Consider the following 12,791-nt stretch of genomic DNA (forward strand, 5'->3'; position numbering starts at 1 on the left):
ATTCGGGTGGGGATACATCAAATGCTGCTACGACTGCCAGCGATCACATTGTGCGTGGGCCTGAGCGCCTGCGTCATCAAACCTGAACCGTTCACGCTGGGCGAGAATATCGCTCGCGCATCCAAGGATCTTGCGGCGGTTGAACACAGCAGCCCCGCTCCGGCCGGCCCGATATCCCTGGAGGAGGCCCAGGCGCGGGCCGTCGGGTACAATCTCGACCATCGCCTGCAGATATTCAATGCTGCCATGCAGGACCGGCAGCTCGACCTCACGAAGCTCGACATGCTGCCCAACCTCACGGCCAATGCCGGTTACGTGGAGCGCGACCGCGAACTGGTGAGCTCGAGCGCCAGCTATCAGAGTGGCGTGATCAGCCCGTCCAACTTCCAGAACGTCTCGGTCGATCGCCAGCGCGGATTCGCAGACCTAACCCTTTCCTGGAACATCGTCGATTTCGGCCTGAGCTATCTGCAAGCGAAGCAGCAGGCCGATCGCGTGCAGATCGCCAACGAGCAGCGGCGCCGGGTCATCAACAACATCTTTCAGCAGGTCCGCTCGACCTATTGGACGGCGGTGGCAGCCGAGCGGCTCCGTCCACGCCTGCGGCCGATCATCGCCGAGGCGCGGCGGGCACTGGTCTCTTCGCGCGACCTGGAATCAGCGCGTGCGCAGGATCCGCTCGCCGCGCTTCGATACCAGCGTTCGCTCGTCGAGCTGATCCAGCAATTGGAGGCGGTCGACGATAATCTCGCGATCGCCAAGACGCAGCTTGCGCAATTGATGGGGCTGCGCCCCGGCACCCAATACAAGCTGGTCATACCCAAGAACACGCCCGTGCTTGCGCCCGTGCGGTTGACGATCGACGAGATGGAACGCGTGGCGCTGGTGAACAGGCCGGAGCTGCGTGAGGAGGACTACAACACCCGGATCGTGCAGCAGGAAGGGCGCAAGGCGCTGCTGAAGCTCGTCCCAGGTGTTACCTTGCTCGGATCGCTCAATTACGACAGCAACAACTATCTCCTCTTCAACAACTGGGCTGAGGCGAGTGCTCGCGTGGCGGTGAACCTGTTGCGGCTGGCGACGCTGCCCGATGTGAAGCGAATGAACGAGGTGCAGGCGGAGATTGCTGAAACGCGCAGGTTTGCAATGACGGCGTCCGTGCTCGCACAGGTCCAGATTGCCGCCCAGCAATATCAGATCGCCCGCAAGAACTACGACAATGCGCGCACCCTGGCCGAGGTCAACCGTCGCATTGCCGCCGTAGCGGCCGAAACGGCGGACGCCGAAACGGCGTCCGACCTCGACCGCATATTCGAGCGGGCCAATGCCGCGCTTTCCGAGCTGGCGCGCAATCGCTCCTATGCCGACCTGCAGAACGCCAATGCCTATATCTACGTGACGCTCGGCCTCGACGCGCTTCCGGACGGCATGAGCACGACCGACCTCGACGCCTTGGTGGCCACCATCCGTCAGCGTGAATCCGAATGGCGGAGCGACAAGATCGAAGTGCCGGATCTGTATTCGCCCGCGCCCGCTCCTGTCAAAGTCGACGGCGGGGCCGTCGCCTCGGTCCCGGCGAAGAAGAGCGGCCCATGACGGTGGAAGCGCGCCGTTCGGCTGTTGCCCGGGGACTTGACCGCATGTTCGGCTCGCACGCCGCTTTGTCCTTCCTGTCGATAGCCTTGTTTGCCGCCGGCACTGGCCTTGCCCTGTCGCAGACGGCGGACGGGACAGGTATTCGCGCGCAACTGGTCTCGCGCAGCACCACCATGCTTTCCAGCGAGGTAGCAGGGAAGGTGGTGGCCCTACCGTTCCGCGAGGGGGAGGCTTTCCGCGAAGGCGAGCAGATTGCCGCTATCGACTGCGCAACCTACCAGGCCAAGCTGGCTCTTGCGGACGCCCAGGTCCGCCGCAGCGGTCGGAAAGTGGACGCGCTCAAGGTGCTCGACAAGAAAGGCGCGACTGGCAAGGTTGATGTCGACCTTGCCGAGATAGACCTGCTCGGCGCCAAAGCGGAATACAGCGCTGCCGCGACGGATGTCTCGCGCTGCAATATCATGGCGCCGTTCTCCGGCCGGATCGCAGAACTGAAGGTTCATCAATACCAGTATGTTTCGGCGGGTGAGCCCATGCTCGATATCATAAGCGACCACGATCTCGAGGTGGAATTACTTGCTCCGTCACGTTGGCTCACCTGGCTGAAACCTGGCGCGACGTTCGCCCTGCGCATAGACGAGCTCAATCGCGACTTTCCCGCAATCGTTGCCCGGACAGGGGCACGAATCGACCCGGTTAGTCAGTCGATCAAGGTCTACGCCCGCATCGACGGCAACTATCCGGAACTCATTCCTGGCATGAGCGGCCTCGCGCTCGTCGCGCCGCCGGAAGGGGGGACGTCTTCCATCCCATGAGCAACATCCCCAGCCGCGAACTTCTACGCCTCACGGCCCTTCTTCAATTGGAGAAGCGGGCGCGTGCCGCGGGCGGCGACGAACTGCCCTTCGTCATGGTCAACGAGACCCTCGCGGTCGTGCGCTACCGCCAGGCCCTGCTGTGGCGTTCGGCTCCGGCGCGATGCGTGAGCGCGGTTTCGGGCATTGCCGTTCCGGATCCACATGCTCCTTACGTTGTGTGGGCGGGCCGGCTCTGCTCCTATCTTGATGCGCAGAGCCATCAAGGAGTAGTCGAAGTCGTTGCTGCCGACATCGACCCCGCGATTGCAGCCGATTGGTCGGAATGGCTGCCGTCCTATCTGGTATGGATCCCTCTTGCGCTTCCGCTCGGTGCGCTCGTCCTGGCGCGGGAGACGCCGTTGAACGAGGGAGAGCGAAATCTCCTGGCACTGTTGGCGGATGCCTATGGCCATGCCTGGAAGGCCCAGCTCAAAGGCAGGCTCCTTCGCGAGAAGATAGTATACGCAGGAAAGGGCCGGCGCAGCGTAGCCGCTACCCTCTTGCTAGCGCTGCTCATCGGTTTCGGTTTCCTGCCGGTTCGCCAGTCGGTGCTTGCGCAGGCCGAGATCGCTCCGCGCGAATCCTTCATGGTCCGTGCGCCGCTCGACGGCGTCGTCGAGAACGTCCTCGTCAAGCCGAATGAAACCGTGGTGCAAGGGCAGACCCTCGTCACGCTCGATCCGAGGAGGCTGCGCAACCAGCTCGAGGTAGCGACCCGCGCTGAGGAGGCGGCGCAAGCCGAGCTGCGCCAGGCGAAACAGTTCGCGGTCGTTGACCAGAAGGTCCGCGCCTCGTTGCCGGTGCTCCAAGGCAAGCTGGATCAGCAGAGGGCAGAGGGCGCCTATCTCGCCGAACAGCTTGGCCAGACGGAGATCAAGGCGCCGCGCTCCGGAATAGCAGTCTATGACGATCCGAACGACTGGATCGGCCGGCCCGTGGCCATTGGCGAGCGCATGATGTTGATTGCCGATCCGGACAAGGTGGAGGTCGAGGCGCGCCTGCCCGCTGCCGATGCGATCGATCTCGAAATCGGCGGACCGGTGTGGCTGTTCCTGAACATCGAGCCCGGGCGGCCGCTGGATGCTGTCTTGACCTTCGTCTCATACAAGGCGCAGCAAGGAGCCGACGGGGTGCTTGCCTATCGCGCGAAGGCACGGCTTGCCAAAGACGAGCAATTGCCACGGATCGGGCTCAAGGGCACTGCGAAGCTCTATGGCGAGCAAGTGCCACTGGCCTATGCGATATTTCGGCGACCGATGTCGGCGGCTCGGCAATGGCTGGGGTTCTGAGCCTCGGCGCGGGCGCGGCAACCGAGCGCCCCGTGCCGAACAGCGCCGCTGCCGCGCCGGCCCAGGCCGGTTTTCCGCCGTTGCGCGACGAGCTTGTCTTGGAGCCGGCCGGCCGGCTCGTTGGCGGGGCGCCGAGCTGGACGCTCTACGATCCGGCCGCCAATCGGTTCTACCGTATCGGTTGGCTAGAGTTCGAAGTGCTATGCCGCTGGCACCTGGGCGACATGCAGGAGATCGTTGACCAGATCGGCCGCGACACAACGCTTCGGCCGACAAAGGTCGATGTCGAGCAGTTTGTCCGCTTCCTTGCCAACGCCCACCTGTTGCGCGAGGCGAGGCCCGAAGCGACCTGGCGTCTCCTCGAGCGCAAAGCGGCCGGACAGCATGGATGGCTCACCTGGCTACTCCACCACTATCTCTTCATCCGCATTCCGCTCCTGCGGCCGGACCGAATTCTCGAGGCTCTGCTGCCACGCCTGGGCTGGGTCTACAGCTATGGTTTCCTCGCAACCACGATACTTGCCGGGCTGATGGGACTATATCTCGCTTTGCGGCAATGGGACATGTTCAAGGCGTCATTGCCCTGGTTCTTCTCGCTGGAAGGTGCGGCTTTGGCGGGAGCAGCGCTACTCACCTCCAAGGCCCTTCATGAGCTTGGCCATGGCCTTACAGCCAAGCGCTACGGCTGCCGCGTCCCGAGCATGGGCGTGGCGCTCCTTGTAATGGCGCCGGTCCTCTACACCGACACAAGTGCAGCCTGGCGCCTCAAGGACCGGCGGCAGCGGCTCGCGATCGGTTGCGCCGGCGTAGCGGCCGAATGCTGCCTCGCGGCCTATGCCTTGCTGCTGTGGAGCTTCCTTCCCGACGGCATAATCCGCAGCGTTGTCTTTGTTTGGGCGACCACCGCATGGGTGCTGACGGTGCTAGTCAACATGTCGCCCTTCATGAGGTTCGACGGCTATTACTTATTCTCGGACCTGATCGACGTGCCCAATTTGCAGGAGCGCTCCTTCGCGCTCGCCCGCCACAAGCTTCGGGAGCTGCTGTTCGATTTCGGCGCTCCGCCTCCGGAGGCCTGGCCGGCAGGGATGCGTCGCATCCTTCTGACTTATGCATTCTCGACCTGGTTCTACCGCTTCTTTCTGTTCCTCGGAATCGCCCTCGTCGTCTACCACATGTTCTTCAAAGCGCTTGGTATCCTGTTGTTCGTCGTGGAGCTGTGGTGGTTCCTCGCACGTCCAATCGTCCGCGAGCTGGTCGAATGGGGAAAGCGGCGCAGAAGCAGGTCGCTGAACGCCAGAACTGTTCTCACTATCACCGTCCTCGCCTGCATTCTCGTTGCGCTGATCATTCCCTGGCGGGGCTCGGTTCATTCGCCGGCGCTGCTTGCAGCCGCCACCCAGGTCGAGCTGTTCTCCCAGATGCCGGGGCGTGTCTCGGTGATCCATGTGAAGGTCGGCGATCAGGTGGAAAAGGGCGAGCCGCTCGTCGAATTTGCCTCGCCGGAGATCGAGTTCAAGTTCGAGAAATCGAAGCTGCATGTCGATGATCTGGTGATGCGAACCCGCGCGGCAGCGCAGGATCCGGCGCTGCGCTCCGATGCGCAACTCCTGGAACGTGAATTGGAGGGAGCCAAAGCGGAGCTTGCGGCCGCCGAGGTCGAGCGGGAACGGCTCGTTATCCGCGCGCCAGTGTCAGGGACTATGGTGCAGCTTGCCGAGCCACTTGCGGCCGGCGAGTGGGTCAAGGCCGGCGAATCCGTTGGGCTGGTTGCGGATCGCTCGGCTGCCCGCGTCCATGCCTATGTCGTGGAGGCGGACCTTCAGCGCATCAAGGTCGGCAGCGCCGGCTCATTTGTTCCCATTGATCTTGCCCTACCGCGTCTAGCTACGCGCGTGATCGCCATCGATGACGCCGCCATAAAGACACTGCCCGACCACGAACTCGCCTCCGCGCACGGCGGCCCGATCGCAACGCGGCAAGGAGCGAACGCGACGCTGGTTCCGGAAGTGTCACTCTATCGCGTCACCATGGATGTGATGGAACCGGCCCCGCTCCAGCATATGATGACAGGGATTGCGGTCGTCGTAGCTCGCCCCGCGTCCATTGGCGGCCAGATTTGGCGGAAGGTTGCCGGCGTCATCATCCGTGAAAGCGGAATTTGAATTTGCCGAGCATCAGCCGTCAGGCCCGCCCAGGATGCGGCGTCAGCCACCTTTTGTTCCGGCTCGATCTGGCTATTTAATGCTCGCAGAGCTGCTCCCGCAGCATCTACCGAATGCAATCGCAGGGGTGGCCGAAAGTTGCGTTTCGGCGGCGCGACAGGCACAGGGTAGGTGATTCCCGCAACAACCGCTCTGCTGGGCTGTGGATGGCGCCTCCAGCCCCTTGCCCATGGGTCATAAAAGCGCGGAAACAGAAAGCCGTTTAAAGGAGGAACCCGCCCCAATAGCGAGGCGCGTTTCCATTAGGTCATCCGCAGACGCGAATCTTCTCAACAACCATGCGGTGATGCTTCCAATGCTTGACTACCTTGGTACGGCAATGGCGTCGATTGTGATGCTTGATGATAACGTCCGTGGTCGGTCTTAATCACGGTCTTCGCTTCGGCAGGGATGCCGGCGAAGGAGATTGATGTAACGGCGATCATGGACGCGAGAAATAGCTTTTTCATGGTTTCCTCAGTGAGTTGAAGGCACGTAAACCCTCAGATGCAGCTCTAGTTCCGATCACGCCAAGGCAATGAGTCGAGAGCGGCCTATTCGAGGGAACTTTGCCCGTCATGCGGAGTTGGCGATTTCTGAGCGGATAGAAAGGTCGTCCGCCAAGCCGAACCGGGAGCAGGCGCACACCAGGACGGAGCCGTGATGATCGTTATGGCGTGGATCGATCTCAGGATGCTGAGCGCATTCGCCGGCTGCTTAAAAACTCCATGATCTTATATGCGCTCATGGGTCGGCTGAGCACATAGCCTTGCAAGATGTCGCAGCCCAAATCCTTGAGGATCTTGGCCTGCAGCATTGTCTCGACACCTTCGGCGATGACTTCCACCCCCAAGGACCTGCCAATCTGCACAATCGATTCTACGACCTCGCGCTGCTGGACTGATTCTGCGATTGGACTAATTAGCTGGCGTGCAATTTTCAGCCGTCTTGGTTGCAGTTTGAGCAAGCTGACAATGGAGGCGTGGCCGGTGCCAAAATCGTCAATTTCGATGTCGATTCCGAGTTCCTTGATCTGGTTGACGTTCCACACCATAAGCTCATCGTTATCGTCGAGGAAAATTGATTCCAGAAGCTCGAAGGAAACGGTTCCTGGTTTTATTGACAGTGAAGTCAGGCTGTTGATCAGTTCCTCATCCTGCAGCCGTCTCGCAGAGACGTTCACGGAGACGTGCGGAACCAGCAGCCGTGCTTTCTGCCACTGATCAAAGTCGTGGAGAGTTTGTTTGAGCACCAGTCGGTCAATAATCGAAACGACATTCAATTCTTCCGCAATTTTCAGGAACCCACCTGGCAGCTGAAGTCCGTCGATCGGATGGTTCCAGCGGGCCAGCGCCTCCACGCCGGCAACCTCCAACGTTTTGGCGTCGAATTGCAGCTGGTAGTGCGGAACAAACTCGTTGCGTTCCAACCCTCCGAGGATTTCATCGGCCACCCGTTTGGTCCGAACGATCTCGGACTGGAGATCTTCGGTGAAGAACTCATACCGATTGCGTCCTCGGCCTTTGGCCCGATAGAGCGCTATGTCCGCGTTGACCATCAGGCGTGGGCCGTCAATGGGACGGCCCCCATCGACTGCGATCCCGATGCTGACTCCAATACGGCACTGGTGGTCCTTATAGGGAACCGGCTGCCGCAATCGCTGTATGATCCGGTCGGCCAACTGCTTGAGTTGCTCCATTGAGATGTCCCGGCTGCAGACTACGACAAACTCATCGCCTCCGACTCGGGCAACGAAATCTGCCGGCCCAACAGTCGATGTCAGCACCTTCGCGGTATGGATCAGCACGGCGTCGCCGACAGCATGGCCAAGCGTGTCATTGATCTGTTTAAAGCGATCGAGATCAAGATGCAGAAGCGCGGCGCCGCTGCCAGCCGTCGATACTGTAGCGGCCTGAGAATCGAGGACCGTGTCGAGGTGGCGGCGATTTGGAAGGCCGGTCAGAGAATCGTGAAGCGCTGTATGTTCATTGCGCGCCGTCGCCGCCTCTAGCTCAGCATTCTTCGTTTCGGCGAGGTTTTTTGCCCGTTCCAACTCCAGCGTCAGGGCGACGTCCGCCGTCACGTCCCATTCCGCTCCGACCATTTTGTGGTCAGTGCCGTCCTTGTAACTCTTGGCACGCGCGCGAAGATGTCGAATAGCTCCGTTGGGAAGCATTACACGATATTCCGAAGAGTATATGCCGGTCGCTATCCCCTGCGCGAAATCCCGCTTGGCCTGTTCACAATCGTCGGGGTGGATTGATCTTGACCACTCTTCGAAGGTTCTCAGTTTGCCATCTGCCGGCTTTCCATAGATTTCGTTCAACCGGTCGTCCCAGTATATGATGTCCGCGTCGAGATCCTGTTCCCAGACGCCAATTTGCGAGGCATCGAGGGCAAGCTCCAGCCTCTCTGAAAGCTGTGCGAGCCTTCGTTCGCTCCGGCGCAGATCGGCGTAATGCTTATGCCGTTGCTCGAAAAGCCGTCCCGCAATGACAATCGGAACCACGACTAGAGCGCCGCCGATGAGCATTGCCAATCGCAAAATCCAAGCGTTCCGGGGCGTCGCATTCCAGCCACCCTTGGGGACGGCGGAAATCTGCCACGATCCTGTCGGCAACCGCACCTCCGCCGTAACGGGGTTGTCTTCCGCCACCCGCGCGGGACCGAAAAATCGCGCGCCGCTTCGGCCCAGAGCGTCCTTGCCCGTCAGAGCGATCTCGATCGACAGTTTCTTGTCTAAAAGACCGCTGTCCTCGTACAGCTTCTGAATGTCGATTACCGCAGCCACAATGCCCCAGAACGTCTCGGTAGGGCGATCAGGGTCAAGGAAGACCGGAAATCGGCCGATAAAGGCCTGACCTCCTTGCTTGAGCTCCACCGGTCCGGCCAGAACCAGTTGTTTGGTATCGCGCGCCCGAAGTGCCGCTTCACGCAATTCTTCATCCTTGCGAAAGTCCAATCCAACGGCCTTTTCATTGCCTTCCATTGGATACATCAACGAGATGACCAGGCCGGGGGCAGCGGCAATGTTTCTGACCTGTGTCTTCTCGCGAAAGAGGCTCTTTGCCAGCTTGGCAAAGCGGGTTTGGCTCATATTCGGCTCGGTAACGATGGTCGCGATCAGACCGCGCGTCAGTTGAAGGTCTCCATTGACGTTGCCCTCGAGATTGGCGCGGACGAGGTTCATCTCCTTCGCAACGTCAACGCGCAATGCCTGTTCGGCAACAATGCTATTTTGATGATCAGCATAGATTCCCGCACTTAACAGCACGACGAGGGCGACCACAGCCGGAAGACTGGTCCAGGTCATCAAGGTGCGGAAGCGCTGATGAATGGCAAATGGCAAGGTGGAATCTCGGTCGGTGCAACTTCCGACTGTTACAGAGTATAGAAGAAGACTTAATCGAACCTTGGTTCCTCTGCTCAAAATTTAGAAAGACCGCTGGTGATCAACGCTGAGCTGTCGGTCCGGACGACAGATCGAGGAGGAAGCGAAACGGTCGGAAGCGCGTGTCGCGCCAGCGCTGGCAGTCGCGACGGGTTCGTAGTGGCCTTCCAATAACTTTTGCCCGACAACCATCCGTCGCGGTCCTTCCGTCTGTCGCGGCCGCGGCGCTGGCGTCGCTCGTCACCGCCTGGCGCGTGCTGCGGGGAGGATGATTCGCTCCCGCTATGGAAAGGTGGCGGGCTTTTGCAGTCCAGCGGAACCCGATCTGATGACAATCGTTCTGTGCGGCAACATTTGCGCGGTACCGTCTAGTCAGGGCAACGATGCGAGAAGGTCAACGGCTCACCGAGAAGGAAAGACGAGACAGAAAGGAGCGCACCTCGGATGCTGCGCGGGAACTGATCGAGGTAGAGCGCGCGGAACGGGATGAGAAGACAGCTCGGCTCCGGGAGAAACGGCTGAAGGCCGAAATTCCTTGCGCGACGCCGGCACCTAAGAAAAAGCGCAAGAAGGGAGCGCGATGCGCGACCTTCTGTGAGGCTTGATGAAAAGGCCGGAGCCGACAACCGCTCCGGCCCTGTTCCGTCGTCAGTCATTGCAGCTGTCGTCGGCCTTTGCCGCCGCGGTCTTCTCGCCATGCTGCTGCGCCTCGATATCCTGCTGCGATGTTGCGAGATTCTTGTCACCGCCGCCTTCCGCCCCTGCCAACGGCATTGTGCTGCCATCCTTGGCGGCCGGTTTGCCGGCACTGTCCTTGGCCTTCGGAGTCTCCAAGGGCGCGTGGGTACCATCTTTCGAAATACCGGCGGTCTGTTGGGTGTCGGCGCCCGTGTTGGCAGCCGATTTGTCCGGACATGCCGCGATTGCAGAGCCCGCAGAAAACGACACCGTAAGCGCGATTACCATAGCCATTTTCATCATGCTCGTCCTTCTGTTTGAGTGCCCTGCGGGTGAAACTAACGGCGCTTTTCTTTGTTCCGGGCTCCGCCGTCTGTCGTCATCGACGTTCCGGCCGGCGGGATTTTCGCTCGAATCGGTGCTGCCCAAGGTTTGTTGCGAGGGAACTTCGCTCTCTGAAGTTAGTTGATGCTGTGAAGGGCGAACCTGACACGGAGAGACAAATGAATGTTCGTATTCCAATTTCAGCATCGGCGATCGTGTTGATGAGCGGGATTACCACCGCAATTGCCGGCAATGTCGTCGTTCTACAACCCGAGCAGGAAACGGTCGTCCGCGAATACGTCAAAAAGCAGCCTCTGGCGTCCGTGAATCTTCTCGGTGTCGAACTGAAACTTGGCTCCTCGGTTCCGGACACTGTCGAACTCCGTGAGGTTCCTAATGTCAAATATCGAGTGGCCGTCATCAACGATCAGACAGTCCTGGTCGACCCTGATACCCACCAGATCGTCCAAGTTCTGCACTGAGCCAACTTAATCCTTAGCCCCTTAGCTTCGGCCGGCGGGCTTTTTTTATTCCCCGTGAAACGAAACCATCGCCGGCAAGTTCGGAGCCAAAAAGGAGGTTCCGATGACAGATACCGCCGGCGGACGCGAAGATGATCCGGGCATTCAGTTCTTTGCCCGGCGCTTGGCTAAAGAGGTCGGCATCTCCGAGGCAGAGGCGCGCGGCCTGATCAAGCTCATCGGCGCCGACTGGAGCTCCTTAGTGCGCGAAGCCAAGTTTTGGAAAGGCTTAAAGGGCTCTGCCAGTTAGACATTCGGACGCACTGCGCGGTTGCCTTTCGGCTATGTCTTGATGCCCGGCGCTGGGGCTTCACAACTGCAATCCCTCGACGCGTGAAGGTCCTTACCGGGAGATCAGTTCGAAAGCCTTCGGGGAGATGAACGCAACGACCCCAGTGCCGTCCCAATTACCGCCATCTCGATTTCGCCTAGTCCGCGACACTTGAAGCAAGGGAATTCGTAAGCAACGGGGTTACCGCTGGGAACTTTCTCAATCGGTTCTTCCGACATGGCGGGCCAACGCTTTCCATCAGCATAGATCATGGTAGCGATTGTAAGGTCGTACCGATCGTCAATGTCTTCGACCGGAAGCCTCCAAAAGCCGTCGCCGTTGCACTGAAGGCAATTGATCAGCATGAGCACCTCCTCACCCGGTCGAACATAATGGGGACAAACGATCCGACCGGCTTGAATCGGGTTCGGAGTGTCGAGTGCATGTGTAACGTTGAGGATCAGCTCAAGTTCATCGAGCCGCCGCTGATATCACATGACTTGCCGCCGAGTTGTCTGCTCTCGTCCCTAACTGGCGTCCCTTCAAATTCGGTCAGCGACATTAAGCACAGCAGCTAGTTCGTTGGCCTAATCCATTTCGAGGTCGATATATGGATGGCCTTGAATTTCAGCCGGCAAGCCGGTGAACAGGTCGAACACCGTCCACGTCTCATCCCTCTCTTTTCTAGTGCCATACCTTGGAATGGCGATTGCGGGTAATAAAACACCTTCGTGACTAGTACGAAATGCACCATATACTTAATTGCTACTTTAGGACACTCCGTGCCCGCCGGTACCACCTGGCGGATATTTTTTGCACCGGCTGGAACTTTCCATCGATCTAATGTGTTTGGTGCTGCTCAGTTCGGGTGCCCCAACGCTCCCGACCTGAATTCCCTCTAATGCCTGGGGAACGCCCGCCGCTGCCGTGAATGGAGCGGTGGGCAGCGGCTTCCGTTTTGCCTTGTTGATCCTTCCCAATATTTCCCACCCGCGCCGCTGTTCCATGGCCTTCTGAGGTTGTTACCTAGGCGCACAGGAAAAAGCACGAACGCCGATGGGCGGGGGCTGGGGGGATCGACGGTCGTCGGATGCCAAGGGGCCATAGCGTCAGCAAACTTCGTTCCGGTAGGCCCTCACTTATTTTGTCATGAGTGGGCTCAGATAAAATTGACATTGTTATTGCGGGGCGCTCCTGCGGGAACATTTTTTTGCTGACGAGCTAAATTGCTCCGGTGGAACAAACACCGAGACATCAGGGTTGTGAGGCCGGACCGCATCCCATTGGCGGTCTTCCCCGTGGACTGCCCGCCGGTCAAAGCCGGCGGGCTTTTTATTGTCTTGAGCGCGCCAGGCCGCGGCGGGAGGTAGCGCCTGGCCAGCAACACGCCCAGTCTCCAGCCCACACAATCCTGTTACGCAACAGTGCATGTTTGTTGCGTCTGCAGCCAGGAGGGGGGCAACGGAGCTCGAGAAAGAATGTCTCGAAATAACGCAGAGCTATGCGCCCGTGCGAGTGCGCTGGGCATCACGATCGATCAACGTTCCAAGACGGTGTGGATTGCGGCCGGAGGCTATCGAGGCCGCGATTTGAAAGTAAAGGGGCGGTCGCCAGCTATTGCGCTCGCACTATGGATTGAGGCTGCCCAATACAGAGGCTC

9 protein-coding genes are annotated in these 12,791 nt (G+C 59.8%); 6 read left to right on the forward strand and 3 right to left on the reverse strand.

Annotated elements, in window-relative coordinates; translation table 11 throughout:
• The first annotated feature begins 21 nt into the window (after positions 1 to 21).
• Genes LB533_RS26575 through LB533_RS26590 form a run of 4 tightly spaced genes read left to right on the forward strand, consistent with a single transcriptional unit; the run spans position 22 to position 5,907 of the window.
• Positions 22 to 1,596, forward strand: a complete 1,575-nt coding sequence (locus LB533_RS26575) for a TolC family protein (protein WP_224678601.1) — start codon at positions 22 to 24, stop codon at positions 1,594 to 1,596.
• Positions 1,593 to 2,411 (forward strand): efflux RND transporter periplasmic adaptor subunit, encoded by an 819-nt coding sequence (locus LB533_RS26580; RefSeq protein ID WP_224678602.1) that lies wholly within the window; start codon positions 1,593 to 1,595, stop codon positions 2,409 to 2,411. Before LB533_RS26575 ends, LB533_RS26580 begins: the two co-directional genes overlap by 4 nt.
• A complete protein-coding gene (locus tag LB533_RS26585) occupies positions 2,408 to 3,742 on the forward strand; it encodes an efflux RND transporter periplasmic adaptor subunit (RefSeq protein ID WP_224678603.1) in 1,335 nt (444 codons plus the stop codon). The genes LB533_RS26580 and LB533_RS26585 overlap by 4 nt, the downstream gene beginning before the upstream one ends.
• Positions 3,727 to 5,907, forward strand: coding sequence for an efflux RND transporter periplasmic adaptor subunit (locus tag LB533_RS26590; RefSeq protein ID WP_224678604.1), 2,181 nt, complete (start codon positions 3,727 to 3,729; stop codon positions 5,905 to 5,907). The genes LB533_RS26585 and LB533_RS26590 overlap by 16 nt, the downstream gene beginning before the upstream one ends.
• A gap of 329 nt (positions 5,908 to 6,236) precedes the next feature.
• Here LB533_RS26590 and LB533_RS26595 read toward each other — a convergent pair whose 3' ends face one another.
• The 3 genes from LB533_RS26595 to LB533_RS26605 all read right to left on the reverse strand — a co-directional run bounded on the left by LB533_RS26595 (position 6,237) and on the right by LB533_RS26605 (position 10,444).
• Complete coding sequence (locus LB533_RS26595; protein ID WP_224678605.1) at positions 6,237 to 6,416, reverse strand: hypothetical protein; 180 nt, start codon at positions 6,414 to 6,416, stop codon at positions 6,237 to 6,239.
• A 218-nt stretch (positions 6,417 to 6,634) separates the two neighbouring features.
• A complete protein-coding gene (locus LB533_RS26600; protein ID WP_224678643.1) occupies positions 6,635 to 9,259 on the reverse strand; it encodes an EAL domain-containing protein in 2,625 nt (874 codons plus the stop codon).
• 726 nt (positions 9,260 to 9,985) lie between these two features.
• Positions 9,986 to 10,444 carry a hypothetical protein gene (locus tag LB533_RS26605; RefSeq protein WP_224678606.1) on the reverse strand — a complete coding sequence of 153 codons (459 nt, stop codon included), beginning with the start codon at positions 10,442 to 10,444 and terminating at the stop codon, positions 9,986 to 9,988.
• Between the two features lie 74 nt (positions 10,445 to 10,518).
• Here LB533_RS26605 and LB533_RS26610 point away from each other — a divergent pair, with 74 nt between their 5' ends.
• Both LB533_RS26610 and LB533_RS26615 read left to right on the forward strand, forming a co-directional pair.
• Positions 10,519 to 10,821, forward strand: coding sequence for a DUF1236 domain-containing protein (locus LB533_RS26610; protein ID WP_224678607.1), 303 nt, complete (start codon positions 10,519 to 10,521; stop codon positions 10,819 to 10,821).
• Positions 10,822 to 10,924: 103 nt separating this feature from the next.
• Entirely contained in the window at positions 10,925 to 11,110 is a 186-nt protein-coding gene (locus tag LB533_RS26615) for a hypothetical protein (protein WP_224678608.1), read from the forward strand.
• Positions 11,111 to 12,791 lie beyond the last annotated feature (1,681 nt).

Source organism: Mesorhizobium sp. BR1-1-13 (assembly GCF_020165515.1).
Classification (GTDB): domain Bacteria; phylum Pseudomonadota; class Alphaproteobacteria; order Rhizobiales; family Rhizobiaceae; genus Mesorhizobium.